Here is a 21,336-nt window from a genome sequence, read left to right as displayed (position 1 = left end):
ACTCCCCCCCCCCCCCCCCCCCCCCCCCCCCCCCCCCCCCCCCCCCCCCTCCCCCCCCCCCCCCCCCCCCCCCCCCCCCCCCACGGCCCACCAACCATCTGCCCCACCCTCCCGCTTCGGGGGCGGGATGCCGGCCCGGCCGACGTCCCGCCCCCGTTCGCGGTTCACGGTGCGAGCGGCGGTTGACGGTCAGTCGTCGCTGTCCTGGTCCTGGCCTTGGTCCTGGTCCTGGTCGTCGCCCTGGTCGTCGCCGTGGCCGTGGTGCGCGGTGGCGCGGGCGAAGACCTGGGAGTCGGTGCTAGCCGGGCCGCCGGGGCCGGCGAGCAGGTTGCCGCTGGTCGAGCTGAACACCACCGTGCGGCCGCGGGCGTCCACGACCGGGTCGGTCGAGGAGCCGTTGCCGAGCGAGCCGTCCGCGGCGGTGGCGACCCGCTCGGTGCGGCCGGTGCGCAGGTCGTGGCGGTAGACGTCCCAGCCCGGGTGCTGCGGGCCCGCCACCAGGTTGTCGGCGGCGGAGGCGAAGTAGACCCAGCGGTTGTCGGCGGTGATCCGGGCGTGGTCGGAGGAGCCGACCGAGGTGGTGCCGGGCAGGCCGCCGCTGATCTTCGTCACGGTGCCCTTCCCGAGGTCCCGGACGTACAGCACGGTGTGGAACCGGTGGCCGCCGGTCGACCCGCCGGGCTCGGGCAGGGCGTAGATCGCGCGCCGCCCGTCGGGGCTGATCGTCGCGTCGAAGCTCGGGGCGCCGAGCTTGCCGTCGAGGTCGAGGCTGGCGGCGGAGATCCGGCCGGACTCCACGTCGTAGGTGTAGTAGGGGGCGGTCACCGGCCGGGCCAGGTTCGGCTGGGCCAGGCCCTTCTGCGCGCTGTGGGGCAGGGCCGGGGCGATGCCCGGGGCCAGCTCCACGTCGGCGGGGGCGGCGGCGCCCCCGGCGGCCGGGGCGGGGGTCTGGTCGGCGGGCAGCAGGTTGCCGGCCATGGAGGTGAAGCCGATGGTGCGGCCGTCCGCGCTGATCGTCGGGTGGAGGGACATGCCGTCGCCCGGCTTGCCGTCCACGCCGCGGGTCACCAGCTTGGTCTTCCCCGTCCAGCGGTCGGTGACGTAGATGTTGTAGTCCCAGGTGTAGGGCCTGGCCAGCGAGGGGGCGTCGCCCTGGAGGTCGGGGACGAGGTCCTTCCGGCTGGAGCCGAAGACCACGTAGCGGCCGTTCGCGCTGATCGAGGGCGCGTAGGAGGCGTGGAACTTGTCGGTGTCGGTGCCGGTGAGCCCGCCGCTGATCAGCTCGGTGCGGCCGGTCCTCCGGTCGCGGACGTACACCTCGTCGCGCCCCTGGACCTGCATGCCGGGCACCACGTTCTCGGCGTCGCTGTCGAAGGCGACGTAGCGGCCGTCGGCGTTGATCGCGACGTTGTCGGTGAAGCCGTTCAGCGCGCTGCCGTCGGCGGCCAGGTTGATCCGTTCGGTGCGGCCGGTCCTCAGGTCGCGGACGTAGGCGTCGCGGGCGCTCTTCGCGGGCTGGGACACCAGGTTCGTGGCCCAGGAGGTGAACAGGGCGTAGCGGCCGTCGGCGCTGATCGCCTGGCTCCACGACTGGTTGTCCGGCGCGGCGCCGTTCACCCCGACGCTGACCTGGACGGTGCCGCGCGGCGCCCGGTGGGCCCGGTCGGCCTGGGCGGGTGCGGCGGTCACGGCGAGTACGGCGGTGGCCGCGAGAATGCTGCCGCCGCCGGCCAGCCACCGGTTGCGGGTGGTACGGGTGCTGCGTGTCATGACGTCTGCCTCCCCGGGGGTCGCCCGGCCGGGCTCCCTCCCGGCGACGGGCTTTCGGGAGAGCCAATCGTCGGGAGGGCCGGTGGTCAACGCCCACGGGTGATCTCGGCCGAAAATACGTCAACGGACGTATGCGGCAGGGGAGTCAGGACGTCACAGGCGGCGCAGGAAGACGTCCAGGAAGGTGTTGGTGTCACCCGGCACCAGGTCGCCGTCCGAGGCGTCGAAGATCACCGTGTCGCCGGTGGCGTCCACGTACGGGCCGTAGGAGGAGGCGGTGCTCTGCCCGCCGCTCCGGGTGAGGCTGATCCGCTCGATCCGCCCGGTCCACAGGTCGCGGCGGAAGATGTCGCTGGCGGAGTTGGTGTCGTCGGGGACGAGGTTCTCGGCGGCGGAGTCGAAGTAGACCCAGCGGTCGTCGAGCGTCATGACGCCACCGGAGGAGGACCACTTGGCGGTGGTGCCCGGCAGGTCGGTGTTGACCTTGGTGATCTTGCCGGTGGCCAGCTCGTGGACGTACACGTCCATCCGGATGCCGTGGGCCGGGGCGGGCGCCCCGCCGATGAAGACCGGGAGGCTGTAGATCGCGTAGCGGCCGTCCGGGCTGATCCGGCCGTCGCGTCCGCCGTCGCTCAGCGCCCCGGTGTCGTCCAGGCTGGCGCCGGCGATCTTGCCGGTGCCGGCCTTCCAGACGTAGTACGGGTAGAACTTGGGCCCGGCCAGCTGGGGTGACCCGGCGCCCGGCGTCGGGTCGGCGGCCGGGGCCGGGGTGCCCGGGAGCAGGTTTCCGGCCCGGGAGCCGAAACCGACGGTCGAGCCGTCCGCACTGATCGTCGGGCTGAAGGAGTTGTTGTCGGCGCCCTCGCCCTCCGTGCCGGAGGTGACCAGCCGGGTGGTGTGGGTCCAGCGGTCGGTGACGTAGATGTTGTTCTTGCCGCGCTTCACGCCCGGGGCGAGGTCGGTGCGGCTGGAGGCGTAGGCGACGAAGCGGCCGTCCCAGCTGAGGGTGGGGCTGTCGGCGGTGCGGATGCTCTGGTCGTCGGTGCTCGCCGAGCCGGGGGCGGTGATCAGCTCGGTGCGGCCGGTCCAGCGGTCGCGGACGAAGACGTCGTTGCCGTGCTTCGGCTGGCCGGGCAGCACGTTGGTGGCGGCGGTGCTGAACGCCACGTACCGGCCGTCGCCGCTGATCGAGGCCTGGTTGGTGGCGGCGTCCAGCTTGGAGCCGTCGGCGGCGACGCTGACCCGCTCGACGTGCCCGTTGCGCAGGTCCCGCACGTAGACCTCGTCCGAGTTCGGGGTGCCGGCCCCGGGCAGCAGGTTGGTCGCGGTCGAGGTGAACAGCGCGGAGCGGCCGTCGGCGCTCAGCCCGAGCGCGGACGAGGTGCCGTCGAGCTGCTCGCCCTTGGGCCCCTCGCTCACCCGGGAGGTGTAGCCCTTGAGCGGCCGGGCCTCGGCGGCGGGCATCGCGGCCCCGGCCACGGCGGCGGCCACCAGGACGCCGGCGGTCCGGGCCAGCCAACGGCGGGTTCGTGCGGTGGTCATGGAGATCCTCCCCTGATGACGGCACCGGGCCCTCGTCACCCCCGCGGCCCGGCTCGGGAAGAGCCAATCGTCGCCCGGGCCGGGTGGTCAACCGGGCGAAGCGATCTCGTCCGGAAATACGCCACCGGTCGTATCGCCCCTTACGCGGAACCGGGCCCGGACCCCGCCCCGGCTCCGGGCCCGGTCCGGCTGACCCCGGCACGCTGGCAGAATTGGCCTGTGATCGACGCCCGACGGCTGCGGACCCTGCGGGCCGTGGCGGACCACCGCACCGTGACCGCCGCGGCGGCTGCCCTCTACCTGACCCCTTCCGCCGTCTCCCAGCAGCTGGCCGCCCTGGAACAGGAGACCGGCCACCACCTGCTCGCCCGCGAGGGCCGGGGGGTGCGGCTGACCGCCGCCGGGGAGATCCTGCTGGGCCACGCCGACGCCGTGCTCGCCCAGCTGGAGCGCGCCGAGGCCGACCTCGCCGCCTACAGCGCGGGCGTCTCCGGCGAGGTGACCGTCGCCTCCTTCGCCACCGGCATCGCGCTCGTCCTCGCCCCGGCGATCGGGCTGCTGGCCGCGCAGGCGCCCGGGGTGCGGCTCAAGGTGCTGGACGCGGAGGGCGACGCCAGCCTGCCGATGGTCCTCGACGGCCGGGCCGACCTCGCGGTGGCCGTCGAGTACCGGGGCGCCCCGCGCGCCGACGACGCCCGGCTCACCCGCGTCCCGCTGTACGCCGAGCCGTTCGAGGCGGTGCTGCCGCTCGGCCACCCGCTGGCCGCCGACCGCGGTCCGCTCGCCGTCGCGGCCCTGGCCGACGAACGGTGGATCGGCCCCTACCCGGGCAACCCCTGCCACGACGTCGTCCTGCTCGCCTGCGAGCACGCCGGCTTCCAGCCGCGCCTGGTGCACTCCTCCGACGACTTCCGGGCCGTCGTCGCCCTCGCCTCGGCGGGCGCCGGCGTCGCCCTCGTGCCGCGCTCGGCGCTGCGCGGCGTCGACCTCGGCCGGATCGCCGTCCGGCCGGTGGACAGCGAACTCGCCACCCGCCGGGTCTTCGCTGCCGTCCGGGCCGGCGCCGACGGGCACCCGCTGATCCGCCCGGTGCTGGACGCCCTCGCCGAGGCGGCCGCGGCGGGCGCCTGAGGGTCCGAGGTCGGGTGGGTCCGAGCTCGGGCGGGGCGCGGTGGGCGGCTGGGGTCAGGCGGGTCGGGGCGTCGTGCGCGTGCCGTTGACGACCGCCCGGAACATCCAGGACAGCCGGTCCTCCGGCGCCCCGGAGACCAGGTCGTCCCCGAGCGCGGCGATCCTCGGGTAGGTGGCGGCGGGCGCCGCGCGGAGCGCGTCGGTGAGCGCGGCCTGTTCCCGCTCCGCCTGCTCGCCCTGCCGGGCGGACTGCTCGGCGGCGGTGGCGGTGGCCACCTGGAGCAGCACGTCCACGCCCCAGGCCGCCTGCCCGTCCGGCACCCCGCCCTCGTGCAGCAGTGCCAGGACCGCCTCCACCAGGGCCAGGTAGTGCGGCCCGGACGGCCTCGCCACCAGTGCGGCGTGGGCGAGCGCCGGGTGCCGGAGCAGCACCCCGGTGCAGGAGTCGAGGACGGCGGCCAACCGCTCGCGCCAGTCCCCGGCCGCCGTCACCGGGCTCAGGTCCACCTCCCCGAGGTACTCCTCCAGGATCGCGGCGTGCAGTTCCGCGGCGTTGGCCACGTACACGTACAGCGAGGCCGGCCCGGTGTCCAGCTCCTGGGCCAGCCGCCGCATGGTCACCCGTGGCAGGCCCTCCGCCTCCAGCACCCGTACGGCGGCGGCGACGATCGCTTCGTGGCTCAGCGCGGGCTTCGCCGGTCGCTCGCGGCGGCTGCGGGGTCGGGAGGGGGAGCTCGTCATACCGGCCAGCCTAGCGACCGTGTTCGTGACGAACTAGTTCGCCGAAACGGCGCCGCCGCTACCGGCCGGCCGGCGGGGCGGGCTGGTTCGGGGCGGCGAACTGGTCGAGCAGGCCCTGGAGGCCGTCGGGGCCGAACATCAGCTCCAGGCTGGCGGCGGAGGCGGCGGCCGAGGCCTCGCTGCGGGGGAAGAGGGCGCGCTCGTAGGTGGTCAGGGCGGCCTCGGGGTCGCCGGGGTGGTGGGCGAGGGCCTTGCCGAGTTCGGCGCCGTCGAGCATGGCGAGGTTGGCGCCCTCGCCGGCGAACGGGGACATCAGGTGGGCGGCGTCGCCGAGCAGGGTGACGCCGGGGGTGCGGTCCCAGCGGTGGCCGACGGGCAGGGCGTGGATCCGGCGCGGGACCAGGTCGCCGTCGGCGTCGGCGAGCAGGGCCCGCAGGCCGTCGGCCCAGCCGTCGAAGCCGGCCAGCACGGCCGCCTTGGCGGTGTCGGGGGCGGTGGTGTCGATGCCGTCCAGCCAGTCCTCGCCGGCCCGGACGGCGGTGTAGACGTGGATGCTGCCGTCGCCCTCGCGGTGGGCGAGGAAGCCGCGACCCTCGGCCACGGAGAGGAAGAACCCGCCGCCGACCAGGGCGGCCGCCTCGGGGTGCCGGGTGTCCGCGTCGTGCAGGTCGGCCTCGACGAAGGAGATCCCGGTGTAGGTGGGCCGGGCGTCGGACAGCAGTGGCCGGATCCGGGACCACGCGCCGTCCGCCCCGACCAGCAGGTCCGTGGTGACGGCCGTGCCGTCGGCGAAGGCGACCTGGTGGCGGCCGTCGCCCAGCGCGTGGGCGCGGACCACCTTCCGGCCCCAGCGGACGGTGCCGGCGGGCAGGGAGTCCAGCAGCAGGTCGCGCAGGCGGCCCCGGTCGACCTCGGGGCGGCCGCCGGTGCCGTCGTCCTCCTGCTCCAACCGGACGGCGCCGTCCGGTCCCACCACCCGCAGGGCCTCGCCGCCCGCGTGGACCAGGGCCAGGAACCGGTCGTGCAGCCCGGCGTCGCGCAGGGCCTGCTGGCCGGAGTCGTCGTGGATGTCGAGCAGGCCGCCCTGGGTGCGGGCCTCGGGTGAGGGCTCCAGGTCGAAGACGGCGGCCCGGATGCCGTGGACGTGCAGGACCCGGGCGAGCACGAGGCCCCCGAGCCCGGCTCCGATGACGGCGACGGGAACGTGCTGGACGGTCATGGCCACTCCTTGGGTCGGTGTCGGTCCGTGTCGGTCGGCGTGGGTTCGCCTCCCGTTCCTCCACGGTAACGAACAGGTTCGTAACGAACAAGTTCGTCTCCTGGAGCGGCCTACCGGACAACCGGGATCCCCCCGGACGGGAGCGTGAGAACTTCACGATCCGGACGTGGCGGGATCACTGGCGCGCCGCGAGACGAGGCGGGCAGCCTCGGTGCCGGAGAACCAGCTGACGGGAGGCCGTCGCCCTGGTCCACCCCTCGCAACTGCCCGGCCCCGGCGTGCCCGGCGTGCCCGCGTACGTCGCCGACCACCCGCTCCCCGACACCACCCGCGCCGCCATCGACCGCACCAACTCCGCCCGGCTCTTCGCCGGGGCGGCGTTCCTCAAGTAGTGGCCGAAGGCCGTGGGGACCTCACTCCACGATCAGGTACCGCTGCGCGCTCGCCCCGCTGGCGCAGGTCCCGCCGTCGCAGCCGCCCTTGGCCTCGGTGAACGCGCTCCAGACGTAGATCCCGGGCGAGGGCGGGGTGTACAGGTAGGTCGACGCGTCCTGCCATGGCATGTTCTGCCAGGTCCCGTCGGGCGACAGCACCGAGGCGTGGGAGGAGAAGCCGCTCGCCGTCCAGCTCAGCGAGACCGGCCGGCCGGCCTTGGCCACGGTCTGGTCCGCCGGGGCCAGCAGGCGGGGGACGGCCGGGGTGTCGTGCCCGGGGTCGGGCGTGGAGGAGCCCTTCGCCCTGACGAACAGGAACCGGTCCTCGGACCACGCGCTGCCGGTCTGTCCTTCGGCGGCGTTCGCGGTGCTCGCCTCCCACCGGTACAGCCCGGCGGCGGTGGGAGTGAACGTGCAGGCGGCGGAGCTCAGCCAGGCGGTGTAGCGGGGGGCGTCGTCGCCCAGCCCGGTGAAGACGCGCGACACCGCGGCGGCGTGGTCCCAGCTGAGCGTGACCGACTGGCCGAGCTCGATGACCGTCCGGTCGGCGGGCCCGGTGGGCTCGGGCGGGTGCGGAGTCCCCGCGGGCACGCTGGTCACCCTGGCCGGGGGCGAGGAGTCGGCCGGGGCGCCGCCGGACGGGAAGCAGTCCGGCGGCCCGGAGCCGCCGGTCATCACGAAGAGGCGGACGCAGACGGCGGCGGCGACGAGCACGAGGGCGAGCGGCACCGGCAGCCAGCGGAGCCGGTGCTTCCCGCCACCGGGCGGCGGGGCGTCGGGAGCCTGCCGGAGCTCGGTGACCGCCGTACGGGTGCGGTCGTTCGGGCCGTTCGGTGGCCCGATCGGCGGGGGTCCGGGGTGGGCCGGAGCCGCCCGCCGCTGCGCCGGAAGCCACGCCCCGGCGGGTGCGTCGTGCGCGGCCGGCCCGAACAGGTCCAGCAACTCGGCGGGGGTGGGCCGGTCGGCGGGATCGCGCGCCAGACAGGCGGCGATCGCCGGGCGCAGGGCCTGCGGGACGCCGCCGAGATCCGGCTCGGTGTGCAGGACCCGGTAGAGCATCACCTGCGCTGCACCGTGGCCGAACGGCGCGCACCCGGCAGCGTGGCAGAGCACGTGGCCGAGGCTGAACACGTCACAGGCCGGCCCGATCGCGCCGCCCGCGATCTGCTCAGGCGCCATGTAGCCGGGCGTGCCGACGACGACCTGGGTCCGGGTGATCGCGGTCCCGTCCAGCGCGCGGGCGATCCCGAAGTCGATGACGCGCGGCCCGTCGTCGGCGAGCAGCACGTTCGACGGCTTGAGGTCCCGGTGGATCAGGCCGACGGCGTGGATGGCGTCCAGCGCCTCGGCCAGCCCCGCCCCGAGGACGCGCAACGACGCTTCCGGCAGCGGGCCGTGGGCGGCGACCGCCTCGGCCAGGGACGGCCCCGGAACGTAGGCGGTGACCAGCCACGGCGGGTCACCGCCCGGGTCGGCGTCGACGACCTGGGCGGTGTGGAACCCGCCGACCCGCCGTACGGCCTCCAGCTCGTGGGCGAAGCGCCGCCGGAACTCCGGGTCGGCGGCGAGCTCCCGGTGCACGCACTTGACGGCGACCAGCCGACCGCCCGGCGAACGCCCGAGGTACACCACGCCCATCCCGCCGCTGCCCAGGCGCCCGAGCAGCCGGTACCGGCCGCCGACCGTCGTCGGGTCAGTGGCTCGTAACGCCTCCACGACACCCCCGGTGGGCCACCGCGCAGCAGCCGGTCCCGTCGACCGGACCCCCCGTGACGAACCCTCGCCTCATCCCAGCGCGTCGCGCGCGGGGCTGTCAATGCCGGCCGCCGAACACTCGGCGACCGGCGCCCCGGCGCGCGGCGTCAGATGCGCAGGGTCCGCAGGAAGCAGCCCGTGGCCGAGTCGCAGCCGGTGACGTAGAGCGAGTGGCCGTCCGGCCCGACGGAGAGGGCGTGCACACGCCACTCGGGGACGGAGAGGGACACGCTCTGGTCGAACCGGTTCTCGCCCGGCACGAACGTGTACAGCGGGGTGGGGAGCCTGTACTCGGGGCCGCCGAGCAGGTAGACGCGACTGCCGTCGGCGTTCATCGCCGGGTGGTGGTACTCGAAGTAGCCGGAGCCGTACTTCATGAGGTAGCGCACCTTGTCCGTGCCCGTGTCGAGCCCGATGCCCACGGAGTAGGTGCGGACCGACCCGAGCGCGAGCAGGAAGGAGCCGTCCGGGGAGAGCGCCAGCTCGTCCTTGGCCCCGGGGTCGACGACCGTGGTGGTGCCGAGTCCGGTCCCGATGTCGAGGCGCAGCAGGTCGAGGTTGGTGCCCGCGTAGAGGTAGTTGCCGTCGGGCAGGACGGCGAGATCGTTGACCGTGTGGCCGGTGACCGCCGTCTGGTCGATGAACTCCTGGTCGCCGGTGGAGAATTCCAGGATCCGGCCCGGCTCCTCCTGCCCGGCGGGGCCTGAGGGACCGGACTGCCCGACGTAGAGGGTCTCGCCGTCCGGGTCGGTGGCCAGACTGGTCGCCGCGCCCGGGGTCCAGCCCGCCGGGAGCTGCTGCTCCGGCGCGGCGACGCGGGCCTTGACCGTGTTGGTCGCGGTGTCGATGACGTAGACGGCGGAGCCGACTCCGACGTACAGCCGGTGGCCGTCCGGGCTGAGGGCAGGCCGCCCGTAGGGTGCCGGGTCGCCGAGCGGGAGGCGGGCCGTCACCGTGCCGGTCTGCGTGTCGACGGTGGACAGGTACACGCCCTGGCGCCCGCCGACCACGTCCGTCAGCACGAGGTAGACCGTTCGGCCGTCCGGACTGACCGCCTCGGTGACCTTCTCCCAGGTGAATTCCGCGATCCGGACGGCCCCCGGCACGCCGACGACGGGGCCGTCGGGAACGCCGGAGGGGGCCGCCCCCGAGGCCCCCGAGACGCCCGCCCCACCGAGCAGCAGCGCCACCGCCGTCGCCGCCGAGACGGCCCAGCGGGATCCGCGCCGTAACGCGCTTGCCGGAGTCCTCATCATGTCCTCCCCTTGTCGGCCGGTGCGCCGCGCCGGGCACCGGATGGATCGAAGCCTAGGTGATTCCATTGCCATCGAATGGGACAACTATTAAGTGGTGAAGGAGGGTTGGAAGATCCGGCAGTGGCTGGTGGGGTGTGCGGCGCCGGCCTGCCGGGACCGTCGTGCCCACCGGAAACCGTTCGACCGCCGTGCTTCCACCGCGAGCCGGTGGGAGGTCAACTGGCGCCCACCACCGGGTGAGTCCGTCTCCGTCGAATGAGAGAATCACCCCGGCCCGCGAATTCCGGCCCGCGAATTCCATTCCATGCGGCCGGAGTTACGACCCACCAAAGGAATCGCAGATGACCGACCTGCCGGCGCCCGCTCCCTTCACCACCGAGGACACCCTGTTCGGCGAGATCACCGTCCGCATCGAAGGCCAGCACCGGGTGACCGTCTCCGGGGATCGGATCCCCACCGCCGTCCTGGAGCGCGACCCGGGCAGCGAGCCGGACCCGCAGATCGCCATCGGCACCCGCGACACCGCCCACCTGACGCTGACCGTCGACGGCTCGCCGGTGCCGCTGCGGCCGGGCCGGGGCAAGCTCCGCCGGAAGTCCTACCGGGTCGAGACCACGTACGACGGCGCCGTCCACGTCCTCGTCCCGGACTCCATCCCCAGCAGTCGGCTCATGCGCGACGGCAAGCGCCTCGGCGACTTCTCCTGCGACGGCGACCAGATCGTCATCGTGGAGTGGCGGGACGGCGCCCCCGCCCGCCCCGCCGACGCCGCGATCGGGTACGTCCTCGCCTCCGCCTTCGGCACGGGCGGGCAGCCCACCTGGATGCTGGTGGTCGAAGGGGTCGCCGCCCTCATCCCCTGAGCCGCCGGGCCGGTCGCTCGCCGGCCCGGCGCCGTTGCGCGGGAGCGGGCGAATAGGGTGGGGCGGATGGTTTTCGGCGCATGAGTATGGAGATTCGTATGAGCTCGACCTCTGTTCCTGACGGCCTGCTCCCGGTCGGGGTGATCGGTCTCGGTGACATTGCGCAGAAGGCGTATCTGCCGGTCCTGGGCGGGTTGCCGGCGCTGGACCTGCGGTTGATGACCAGGGACGGGGCGAAGCTGGACCGGATCGGTGACGCGCACCGGATTGCGCCGGAGAATCGCTTCACCGATCTCGGGGAGTTGATCGGGAGCGGGATCCGGGCGGCGTTCGTGCACGCCGCGACCAGCCAGCACGTTCCGATCGTGGAGCAGCTGCTGACGGCCGGTGTCGACGTCTACGTCGACAAGCCGCTCGACTACACCGTCGACGGTGCCCGCCGGCTCGTCGACCTCGCCGACCGGACGGGCCGCTCGCTGATGGTCGGCTTCAACCGCCGGCACGCGCCCGGCTACGCCCAGGCCAAGGAGCGCCCCCGCGACCTGATCGTCCTGCAGAAGAACCGCGAGGGCCTCGCCGAGGCCGCCCGCTCCCTGGTGTTCGACGACTTCATCCACGTCGTCGACACCCTGCGCTTCCTGGCCCCCGGCGAGATCGAGCACGTCGACGTCCGCGCCCGCGTCCGGGACGGGCTGGTCGAGCACGTCGTCCTGACCCTCGGCGGGGACGGCTTCACGGCGCTCGGCATCATGAACCGGCTCTCCGGCTCGACGGAGGAGATCCTGGAGGTCTCCGGCGCCGACTCCAAGCGGGCGGTGCACAACCTCGCCGAGGTGATCGACCACCGCGGCCAGCCCACCGTCCGCCGGCGTGGTGACTGGGTGTCCGTCGCCCGCCAGCGCGGCATCGAGCAGTGCGTGCTGTCCTTCCTGGACGCCGTCCGGGCCGGCAAGACCCTGGACGCGCACGACGCGCTGCGCAGCCACGAGCTGTGCGAGCTGATCGTGGAGCGGATCGAGGCGGGCTGAGGGGACGTCGAGGCAGGTTGAAGGAGCGGGCTGAAGGGCCGGGCTGAAGGGATGGGGATAGGGGCGGGGGTAGGAGCAGGGGCAGGGGCGGACGCCGAAGCGGAACCAGAAGTTCACTGACGGGGTCTTGTCGCGTCATTTTCTACGCGCGTATCTTGGGGTCGCCGCGGGGGACGGGTGACCGGCTTCCGCTTCATCTACGCGGGTAGCGCGTGCCATGGGCACGCCGCCTGACCATGCGTCACGGCCCGGCGGCCGCAGACCCGCCGGGTGGACGACGCGCCCTGTGCCCCGCTCCACCCTCGACCGCCGTGCCACGACCGTGCCGCACGGTGGAGCTAGGAGTCATGCCCCGGTGACCACCGCCCCCGCTCCCCGCCCCCGCCGGGCCCTGCTGCGCGCCGCGATCCTCCCGGCCGGACTGGCCGCCTCGCTGGTGCTCGTCCCGCTGCCGGCCGCGAACGCCGCGCCCACCGCCGCGAACGCCGCGCCCACCGCCGCGAACGCCGCCGCCCCGGCCGGGCCGACCGAGGCCGGACCGCTGCGCATCCACGACATCCAGGGCACCACCCGGATCTCCCCGCAGGCCGGGAAGCCCGTCACCGGCGTGCCCGGCGTCGTCACCGGCGTGCGCGCCTACGGCAGCGCCAAGGGCTTCTGGATGCAGGACCCGAACCCCGACGCCGACCCGGCCACCAGCGAGGGCATCTTCGTCTACACCGGCGGCAACCCGACCGTGAAGGCCGGCGACTCGGTCCTGGTCAGCGGCAAGGTCACCGAGTACTACCCGAACTTCGCGGGCGGCTCGCAGTCCGTCACCGAGCTCACCGGCCCCGCCGTCACCGTGCTGTCCTCCGGCAACCCGCTGCCGGCCCCGGTGGTCGTGGACACCCGCAACATCCCCGGCACCTACGCCCCGCCGGCGCCCGAGGGCGGCAGCATCGACGCGCTGCCGCTCGACCCGGAGAAGTACGCCCTGGACTTCTACGAGTCGCTGGAGGGCATGCTCGTCCAGGTCAAGGACGTCCGGGTGATACAGGCGACGGACAAGTACAACGAGCTGTGGGTCGCCGCCGACCGGCAGGACCAGCGCAGCAAGCGCGGCGGCGTGCTGTACGAGTCGTACGCGGAGCCCAACGTGGGCCGCCTGATGGTGCAGCAGCAGGCGGCGGTCACCCCGCAGCAGCCGTTCCCGGTGGCCAACGTGGGCGACGTGCTGACCGGCACCACCACCGGCCCGCTGGACTACAACCAGTTCGGCGGCTACACCCTCGTCGCCGGCACCCTGGGCACGCTCCAGGACAACCACCTCCAGCGCGAGGTCACCGCCAAGGCGGCCGACCGCGAACTCGCCATCGCCACGTACAACGTGGAGAACCTGGCCCCCGGCAACCCGGACGCCAAGTTCGCCGAGTTGGCCCAGGGCATCGTCACCAACCTGCGCTCGCCCGACATCGTCGCCCTGGAGGAGATCCAGGACAACAACGGCGCCAAGAACGACGGCACGGTCGACGCGAGCCAGACCGTCGCCAAGTTCATCGCCGCGATCAAGGCGGTCGGCGGCCCGGCGTACGACTGGCGCTCGATCGACCCGCAGGACGGCAAGGACGGCGGCGAGCCGGGCGGCAACATCCGGCAGGTGTTCCTGTTCAACCCGCAGCGGGTCTCCTTCACCGACATCCCCGGCGGCGCCGCCGCCAGTGCCGTGGACGTCGCCGGCAGCGGCGCCACCACCGCGCTGACCGCCTCGCCCGGCCGGATCGCCCCGGCCGACGACGCGTGGACCAACAGCCGCAAGCCGCTGGTCGGGCAGTTCTCCTTCCGCGGCAAGAAGGTCTTCGTCATCGCCAACCACTTCAACAGCAAGGGCGGCGACCAGGGCATCGACAGCCGCTTCCAGGCCCCCACCCGCAGCTCCGAGGTGCAGCGGGTCAAGCAGGCCACCATCGAGCAGGCCTTCGTCGCCAAGCTGCTGGCCGCCGACAAGGAGGCGCGCGTCGTCTCGCTCGGCGACTTCAACGACTACCAGTTCTCGCCCGCGCTGGCCGCGCTCACCAAGGACGGCGTGCTGCGCGACCTGGTGAACGAACTGCCGGAGACCGAGCAGTACTCGTACGTCTACCAGGGCAACTCGCAGGTGCTGGACCACATCCTGGTCAGCCCCGAGGTCGGCTACGCCAAGTACGACGTGGTGCACATCAACGCCGAGTTCGCCCAGCAGGCCAGCGACCACGACCCGCAGGTGGTCCGCATCAAGCCCTGAGCGTCAAGCCGTGACCGGTCTGCATCAGGCCCTGACCTGCGGCTATGCTGCCTTCGCCGGAGGTGACCACCGCCGGCGAAGGCGGCTGCGGCAGTGGGGGTCGGAGAGCATGCGGTACCGGATCGAGCGGATGGGGACCGAGGACTGGCAGCGCCTGCGGAAGGTGCGGCTGGCCCAGCTCCTCGACTTCCCGATGGCCTTCGGCGAGACCCACGCCGCGGCGCAGGCCCTGGGCGAGGCCGACTGGCGGGCCCGGACGGCCCGGGTGAACGAGCCGGGCAGCGTCGGCCTGGTGGCCGTCGACCCGGACGGCGAATGGGTCGGCACGATGCTCTCCGTCCCCGACCGGGACCAGGCCGCGACCGCCGTCCTGATCGGCGTCTGGGTGGCCCCGGAACACCGCGGCCGCGAACGCGGCGTGACGGACGCCCTGTTGGACGCCGCCACCGACTGGGCCCGCACCGAGGGCGGCGCCAAGCGGATGCTGCTCGGCGTGCACGAGGCGAACTCCCGCGCCGCCGCCTTCTACCTGCGCCGGGGCTTCACCTACACCGGCGGGGAGACCCCGTACGGGCTCGACCCGCAGGCCCGCATCCTGGAGATGGCCCTCCCGCTGGACTGAAACGCCCTGAGGCCGGCCGAACGGCCGTTCCCACGAAGCGGGTTGGGCGGAAAAGCGCGGGCCCCGAGCGCGCCCGCGCCCTAGGATCGACGGTCATGGTTGATCTCTATCCTCCGACGAGTCCCTACGGCCACGGTTTCCTCGACACCGGAGACGGCAACCGGGTCTACTACGAGCAGCTCGGCAACCCCGAGGGCAAGCCCGTCCTCTACGTCCACGGCGGCCCCGGCGCGGGGACGCCGGACCGGCCCACCCGGGCGTGGGATCCGGAGTGCTACCGCGTGATCCGCTACGACCAGCGCAACTGCGGCCGCAGCACCCCGCACGCCGGCGACCCGGCGGCGGACATGAGCCTGAACACCACGCAGCACCTGATCGACGACATGGAGCGGCTGCGCGAACACCTCGGCATCGAGCGGTGGTTGCTGAACGGTGCCTCCTGGGGTTCGACCCTCCTGCTGGCCTACGCGCAGCAGCACCCCGAGCGGGTCAGCGAGATCATCATCCAGGCGGTGACGACGACCCGCCGGGCCGAGACCGACTGGCTCTACCGGGGCGCCGGGTCCTTCTACCCCGAGGCGTGGGACCGGTTCCGCGAGGGCGTGCCCGAGGACGAGCGGGACGGCGACCTGCTCGCCGCCTACGCGCGGCTGATGGAGAACCCCGACCGGGCGGTCCGGGCGAAGGCCGCCGCCGGCTGGCTCGCCTGGGAGGACGCGGTCATCTCGAACGAGCCCAACGGCTCGCCCGGCATGTACAGCGCCCGGGAGGTCGACGAGCAGATCGCGTTCGTCCGGATCTGCGCCCACTTCTTCAGCAACGGCGCCTGGCTGGAGGAGGACCAACTGCTGCGCAACGCCCACAGACTGGCCGGGATCCCGGCGGTGCTGGTGCACGGCCGGCACGACATGGGCTGCCCGGTGCAGACGGCCTGGGAGCTGGCGAAGGCGTGGCCGGGCGCGCGGCTGCACATCTCCGAGGACTCGGGGCACATCGGCAGCGAGGAGATGAAGAACACCGTCCGGGAGGCCATCGAGGAGTTCAAGCACCGCTGATCCTGCTCGGGTTCCGCCACTCGTCGATCACGACTCGATGCCCTCCCGGGTACGGGCTCACAGCCAGCGGTCGTACCAGGCGCGGATGCGCCGGAGGGCGTCGAGTTGATGGGCGCGCTCGTGCAGCCCGTGGCCCTCCCGGGGGTAGACGACGAACTCGTGCTCGACGCCGAAGTGGCGCAGTGCGCGATGGAAGTGGACGGCCTGGCCGAGGGGGACGTTGGTGTCCTGCTCGCCGTGCAGGATCAGGACCGGGGTGCGGATCCGGGACGCGTAGGAGATCGGGCTGTTCCGGTCGTGGAGGTGCGGTCCCGGTCCGTTCCAGCCGGTGCTGCCGCCGAGCGCCGCGTCCATGGCTCCCCACTCGCCGGTCCCGGCCTGCATGCCCCAGTCGGTGATGCCCGCGCCCATCATGGCGGCCTTGAACCGCCCGGTCTGGCCGATGGCCCAGGCCGCCATGAAACCGCCGTGGCTCCAGCCGGAGATGCCCAGGCGTTCGGGATCGGCGACTCCCTCGGCGACCAGCAGGTCGATCCCGGCGAGGATGTCGGTCCACTCGTCGCCGCCCACCGCGCCCGCCACCACGGCGGCGAATTCATGGCCGTGGCCCGACCCGCCCCGGGGATTGGGCAGGAAGACCGCGTATCCGGCGGTCGCCAGCCACTGGCCGCAGTCGACCGCGGTGAGCGTGAACTCGTCGGCATGGCGGAAGTAGGGGCCGCCGTGGACCATGGTGACGAGCGGGAACGGGCCCTGGCCCCGAGTCCGGCCGGCCGGCAGGATCAGCAGGCCGTCCAACTGGAGTCCGTCGGACGCCTGGTAGCCGAGCCGTTCCTGGGCGCCCCAGCGGATCCCGCGCAGTTCGGGGCTGGTGTCGCTGAGCCGGAGCAGTGGCCCGCCCGTGGGGCCCGCGTGGACGTTCCTGGGCTCGCGCGCGGTGCTCAGCAGCACGGCGAGGGTCGCTCCGGAGCGACTCGCAGTGAGCCCGGCGAGCGTGCCGGGCGTGCCGAACGTGCCTGGCGTGCCGGGCGCGCAGGACAACCGGTGGAACCGCAGCGACTGCGGATCGAGCCGGTACAGCGCGGTGTCCAGCCCGTCGGCGAACAGCGCCAGCGGCGGCCCGTCGGCGACCTGCACCAGCTCGGTGGGGCAGGCGGACATGCCGACCGTGAGATCGCGCTGTTCGACGGTCGGGCCGGTCGCCGGCGGCACGGTGTCGATCACGGCGAGCGCGCCGACCAAGTGCCCGGGGGTCACCGCCAGGTGGGCCAGATGCCATTCACCGTCGTGATGCCACCAGACCGGGGACCGGGCCTCGAATCCGACCGGGCCCAGGTCCTGGACGGCTCCCGTCTCCGGGGCGACCAGGTGCAGTCCTGCCGTCGTGACGCCGGGGTCGAGCTCGGGGGTGGCCCAGCTCAGCACGGCCAGCGGGCCGCCGTCCGGACGCTGGGCCACCTCCACGACATGGCGGTCTCCGAGGCCGTCCACGGTGCGGACCACGCCGGTCGCCAGGTCGAGCAGGCGCAGCCGGGTGGCGGGGAGGTGCCGGCCCCAGACCTTCGCGTCGTCACCCTCGGCCTCCCGGCGTTCGTCCTCCGGGGTGGGCTCGTCCTCGGCGAGTAGCGCCACGGTGCGGCCGTCGGCGAGCGGGTAGTGGTCGCAGATGCCCCCGCGCCACCTGGTCAGGGGCTCCGCCCGGGCGATGTCCCCGCTGCCGTCCAGAAGGATCCGCCGGAGTTGAGCGGTGCCCCGCTCCTCGCGGTCGGAGGTGAGAAACAGAGAAGCCGAGTCCGGCGCCCACTTCGGGGCGGCGGCGCGGGCCGTGCCGTCGGTCAGCCCGCGCGGGGCAGCGCTGCCATCGGCGGCGGCGACCCAGACCGAGCTGTGCGGGCGTCCTTCCCTTCCACTGTTCGCGACCACGCCGTAGGCGACCAGGCGACCGTCCGGCGAGATGGCCGGCGCCGCGGGGGTGGCCATGTCCACCACCAGTTCCGCGGTGAGCGGGTCGGTCTACTCGGGAGTCGGTCGCGGTGCGGGATGCGGCATGCGGGCTGCCTTTCACTCGCCAGTACGACGGACGGACATCGTGTCGCACCGACGGGCCGGTGTCAGTCGGGTTTCGGAGAATCGGGCCGTACGCGGCCCTGTCGAGTGCGGCCACCGGCTCGAAACAAGCAGGCGTGATTGCTTTTTTTCGCGCCCGGTGCCACGCTGCTGCCCGGCGGCGCTCGTGTGGGGGCGTCGCCAACCCGTCGGCAGGGGAGGCGCTTTGGCGCGCGAACGCTCGGTACTGCGGGTCGGCAACGCCTCGGGGTTCTACGGGGACCGCTTCGCGGCGGTGCGGGAGATGCTCACCGGCGGGCCGCTGGACGTGCTCACCGGGGACTACCTGGCGGAGCTGACCATGCTCATCCTGGCCCGGGACCGCCTGAAGGACCCGTCCCTCGGCTACGCCCGGACGTTCCTGCGGCAGATGGAGGAGTGCCTCGGCCTGGCGCAGGAGCGCGGGGTGAGGATCGTGGTGAACGCGGGTGGGCTGAATCCGGCCCGGCTCGCCGCCGAACTGCGGAACCTGGCACAGCGCCAGGGCCTCGCGGTGGCCGTCGCCCACGTCGAGGGGGACGACCTGATGCCGCGCAGGAGCGAACTCGGCTTGCCTGACGGCCTGTTGGCCGCGAACGCCTACCTCGGCGGCTTCGGGGTGGCGGCCTGCCTGGCCGCGGGCGCCGAGGTGGTGGTCACCGGGCGGGTCACCGACGCGGCGCTGGTCGCCGGGCCCGCGATCGCCCACTTCGGCTGGACGGCGGCAGACTTCGACGCCCTCGCCGGGGCGGTGGTCGCCGGGCACGTGCTGGAGTGCGGCGCCCAGGCGACGGGCGGGAACTACGCGTTCTTCCGCGAGCACGACGTCACCCGCCCGGGCTTCCCGATCGCCGAACTGCACGCCGACGGCTCCAGCGTGATCACCAAGCACCCGGGCACCGGCGGCGCCGTCACCGCGGGCACCGTCACCGCCCAACTCCTGTACGAGACGGGCGGTGCGCGCTACCTGGGCCCGGACGTCACCGCCCGGCTGGACACCGTGCGGCTCGCCGAGGAGGGGCCGGACCGGGTCCGGATCGACGGGGTACGCGGCGAGGCGCCGCCGCCCACGCTGAAGGTGGGCCTGAACCGGCTCGGCGGCCACCGCAACGAGGTGGTGTTCGTCCTCACCGGCCTCGACATCGAAGCCAAGGCCGACCTGGTGCGGCGGCAGTTCCTGGACGCCCTGCCGCCCGCCGCCCGGCCCGCCGAACTGCGCTGGACGCTCGCCCGGACCGACCACCCGGACGCCGGCACCGAGGAGGCCGCCTCCGCCCTGCTCCGGCTCACCGCCCGCGACCCGGACCAGGCCAAGGTCGGGCGCGAACTGGGCAAGGCCGCCGTGGAGTTGGGGTTGGCCGGTTACCCGGGCTTCCACCTCACCGCGCCGCCAGGCCCCGGCGCGCCGTACGGGGTGTTCGCCGCCGCGTACGTCGACGCCGAGGCCGTCGAGCACACCGCCGTGCTACCGGACGGCCGCCGGCTCGCCGTCCCGCCGGCCCCGGTGACGAGCCGACCTGCTGAGACCTCCGAAGAGCCGACGCTCCCCGCAGCACTCCCAGCAGTACTCCCAGCAGTACTCCCAACTGCACTCCCCGCAGAACCCCCCGCCGGCCCGCGTCGCCGCGCCCCGCTCGGCCTGGTGGCCGGCGCCCGCAGCGGCGACAAGGGCGGCGACGCCAACCTCGGCGTCTGGGCCCGCTCCGAGGCGGGATGGCGCTGGCTCGCCCACACCCTCACCGTCGACAAGCTGCGCGAACTCCTGCCCGAGACCGCCGACTTGCCCGTCACCCGGCACCTGCTCCCGAACCTGCGCGCGGTCAACTTCACCCTCACCGGCCTGCTCGGCGAAGGCGTCGCCGCCCAGCACCGCTTCGACCCGCAGGCCAAGGCCCTCGGGGAGTGGCTGCGCTCCCGCCACCTCGACATCCCGGAGGCCCTGCTGTGACCGTGCTGCCCACCCGCGTCGACCCGGCCGGGCCCGAGTACGCCGAGTACCGCGCCGCGATGCTCGCCAAGCTCGCCGGGCTGGACGCCGAGCACGCCAAGGCGCTGGCCGGCGGCGGCCCCAAGTACGTGGACCGCCACCGCGCCCGCGGCAAGCTGCTGCCGCGCGAGCGGATCGAGCTGCTGGTCGACCCGGACTCGCCGTTCCTGGAGCTCTCGCCGCTGGCCGCCTGGGGCAGCGACTACCCGGTGGGCGCGGCGCTGGTCACCGGCATCGGCGTGATCGAGGGCGTGGAGTGCCTGATCACCGCCAACGACCCGACCGTGCGCGGCGGCGCCAGCAACCCGTGGACCCTGCGCAAGGCCCTGCGCGCCAACGAGATCGCGTTCGACAACCGCCTCCCGGTGGTGAACCTGGTCGAGTCCGGCGGGGCCGACCTGCCCAGCCAGAAGGAGATCTTCATCCCCGGCGGCGCGTTGTTCCGCGACCTCACCCGGCTCTCCGCCGCCGGAATCCCCACCGTGGCCGTGGTGTTCGGCAATTCGACGGCCGGCGGCGCCTACGTCCCTGGCATGTCGGACCACACCGTGCTGGTCAGGGAGCGCGCCAAGGTGTTCCTCGGCGGCCCGCCGCTGGTCAGGATGGCCACCGGTGAGGAGGCCGACGACGAGTCGCTCGGCGGCGCCGAGATGCACGCCCGCACCTCCGGTCTGGCCGACCACTTCGCGGCGGACGAGGCGGACGCGCTGCGGCTGGCCCGCCGGATCGTCGCCCGGCTGGACCACCGCAAGCCGGGCCCGTCGCCGGACCGGCTCGCCGAGCCGCCGAAGTACGACGAGGAGGAGCTGCTGGGCATCGTCCCGGGCGACCTCAAGGTGCCCTTCGACCCGCGCGAGGTGATCGCCCGGATCGTCGACGGCTCCGACTTCGACGAGTTCAAGCCGCTCTACGGCACCAGCCTGGCCACCGGCTGGGCCCGGCTGCACGGCTACCCGGTCGGCGTGCTGGCCAACGCGCAGGGCGTGCTGTTCAGCGCGGAGTCCCAGAAGGCCGCCCAGTTCATCCAGTTGGCGAACCAGCGGGACATCCCGCTGCTGTTCCTGCACAACACCACCGGCTACATGGTCGGCCGGGCGTACGAGCAGGGCGGCATCATCAAGCACGGCGCGATGATGATCAACGCCGTCGCCAACTCCCGGGTGCCGCACCTGTCGGTGCTGATCGGCGCGTCCTACGGCGCCGGCCACTACGGCATGTGCGGGCGGGCGTACGAGCCGCGCTTCCTGTTCGCCTGGCCGAGCGCCAAGTCCGCGGTGATGGGCCCGCAGCAGCTCGCCGGGGTGCTGTCGATCGTCGCCCGGCAGTCGGCCGCCGCGAAGGGGCAGCCGTACGACGAGGACGCGGACGCGGCGATCCGCGCCATGGTCGAGCAGCAGATCGAGGCCGAGTCGCTGCCGGTCTTCCTGTCCGGGCGGCTGTACGACGACGGCGTGATCGACCCGCGCGACACCCGTACGGTGCTCGGCCTGTGCCTGTCCGCGATCCACAACGCGCCGGTCGAGGGCGCGCGCGGCTACGGCGTCTTCCGGATGTGAGACCGAACTGTTCGACCGAGCTGCGAGAC

At 73.8% G+C, this 21,336-nt stretch carries 15 protein-coding genes; 8 read left to right on the top strand and 7 right to left on the bottom strand.

Annotation, left to right across the window (positions count from 1 at the left end; genetic code table 11):
• Positions 1–189: 189 nt before the first annotated feature.
• Complete coding sequence (locus AC07BF_RS09320; protein ID WP_478333133.1) at positions 190–1,770, bottom strand: TolB family protein; 1,581 nt, start codon at positions 1,768–1,770, stop codon at positions 190–192.
• 153 nt (positions 1,771–1,923) lie between these two features.
• On the bottom strand, positions 1,924–3,312 hold the full coding sequence (locus tag AC07BF_RS09315; RefSeq protein ID WP_478333132.1) for a TolB family protein: 1,389 nt from the start codon (positions 3,310–3,312) through the stop codon (positions 1,924–1,926).
• Positions 3,313–3,531: 219 nt separating this feature from the next.
• Here AC07BF_RS09315 and AC07BF_RS09310 point away from each other — a divergent pair, with 219 nt between their 5' ends.
• Positions 3,532–4,443, top strand: a complete 912-nt coding sequence (locus AC07BF_RS09310) for a LysR family transcriptional regulator (protein WP_400987126.1) — start codon at positions 3,532–3,534, stop codon at positions 4,441–4,443.
• A 54-nt stretch (positions 4,444–4,497) separates the two neighbouring features.
• Here the strand turns inward: AC07BF_RS09310 and AC07BF_RS09305 are convergent, their stop codons facing one another.
• The 4 genes from AC07BF_RS09305 to AC07BF_RS09290 all read right to left on the bottom strand — a co-directional run bounded on the left by AC07BF_RS09305 (position 4,498) and on the right by AC07BF_RS09290 (position 9,845).
• Positions 4,498–5,184: a TetR/AcrR family transcriptional regulator gene (locus AC07BF_RS09305; protein ID WP_363588867.1), complete on the bottom strand. Its 687-nt coding sequence runs from the start codon at positions 5,182–5,184 to the stop codon at positions 4,498–4,500.
• Positions 5,185–5,242: 58 nt separating this feature from the next.
• Positions 5,243–6,403 carry an FAD-dependent oxidoreductase gene (locus AC07BF_RS09300; protein WP_478333131.1) on the bottom strand — a complete coding sequence of 387 codons (1,161 nt, stop codon included), beginning with the start codon at positions 6,401–6,403 and terminating at the stop codon, positions 5,243–5,245.
• A gap of 413 nt (positions 6,404–6,816) precedes the next feature.
• Entirely contained in the window at positions 6,817–8,553 is a 1,737-nt protein-coding gene (locus AC07BF_RS09295; RefSeq protein WP_478333130.1) for a serine/threonine-protein kinase, read from the bottom strand.
• 146 nt (positions 8,554–8,699) lie between these two features.
• Entirely contained in the window at positions 8,700–9,845 is a 1,146-nt protein-coding gene (locus AC07BF_RS09290; protein WP_478333129.1) for a hypothetical protein, read from the bottom strand.
• A gap of 344 nt (positions 9,846–10,189) precedes the next feature.
• On the opposite strand from AC07BF_RS09290, the gene AC07BF_RS09285 reads away from it, so the two are divergent.
• The 5 genes from AC07BF_RS09285 to pip all read left to right on the top strand — a co-directional run bounded on the left by AC07BF_RS09285 (position 10,190) and on the right by pip (position 15,679).
• Entirely contained in the window at positions 10,190–10,711 is a 522-nt protein-coding gene (locus AC07BF_RS09285; RefSeq protein ID WP_363588875.1) for a hypothetical protein, read from the top strand.
• A 98-nt stretch (positions 10,712–10,809) separates the two neighbouring features.
• On the top strand, positions 10,810–11,739 hold the full coding sequence (locus tag AC07BF_RS09280) for a Gfo/Idh/MocA family protein (RefSeq protein WP_363629762.1): 930 nt from the start codon (positions 10,810–10,812) through the stop codon (positions 11,737–11,739).
• Between the two features lie 436 nt (positions 11,740–12,175).
• A complete protein-coding gene (locus AC07BF_RS09275) occupies positions 12,176–14,002 on the top strand; it encodes an endonuclease/exonuclease/phosphatase family protein (RefSeq protein ID WP_478333170.1) in 1,827 nt (608 codons plus the stop codon).
• 10 nt (positions 14,003–14,012) lie between these two features.
• Entirely contained in the window at positions 14,013–14,624 is a 612-nt protein-coding gene (locus tag AC07BF_RS09270) for a GNAT family N-acetyltransferase (RefSeq protein ID WP_478333128.1), read from the top strand.
• 95 nt (positions 14,625–14,719) lie between these two features.
• Entirely contained in the window at positions 14,720–15,679 is a 960-nt protein-coding gene (gene pip / locus AC07BF_RS09265; protein ID WP_363588881.1) for a prolyl aminopeptidase, read from the top strand.
• Between the two features lie 57 nt (positions 15,680–15,736).
• Here the strand turns inward: pip and AC07BF_RS09260 are convergent, their stop codons facing one another.
• The gene (locus AC07BF_RS09260) at positions 15,737–17,659 is read right to left on the bottom strand and encodes a prolyl oligopeptidase family serine peptidase (RefSeq protein WP_478333127.1); all 1,923 of its coding nucleotides are present in this window, start codon (positions 17,657–17,659) and stop codon (positions 15,737–15,739) included.
• 292 nt (positions 17,660–17,951) lie between these two features.
• Here AC07BF_RS09260 and AC07BF_RS09255 point away from each other — a divergent pair, with 292 nt between their 5' ends.
• Entirely contained in the window at positions 17,952–19,712 is a 1,761-nt protein-coding gene (locus AC07BF_RS09255) for an acyclic terpene utilization AtuA family protein (RefSeq protein ID WP_363629768.1), read from the top strand.
• Complete coding sequence (locus AC07BF_RS09250) at positions 19,709–21,307, top strand: acyl-CoA carboxylase subunit beta (RefSeq protein ID WP_387816043.1); 1,599 nt, start codon at positions 19,709–19,711, stop codon at positions 21,305–21,307. Before AC07BF_RS09255 ends, AC07BF_RS09250 begins: the two co-directional genes overlap by 4 nt.
• Positions 21,308–21,336 lie beyond the last annotated feature (29 nt).

The organism is Kitasatospora sp. NPDC043950, from assembly GCF_056435345.1.
This window is presented reverse-complemented; position numbering and strand designations above follow the sequence as displayed.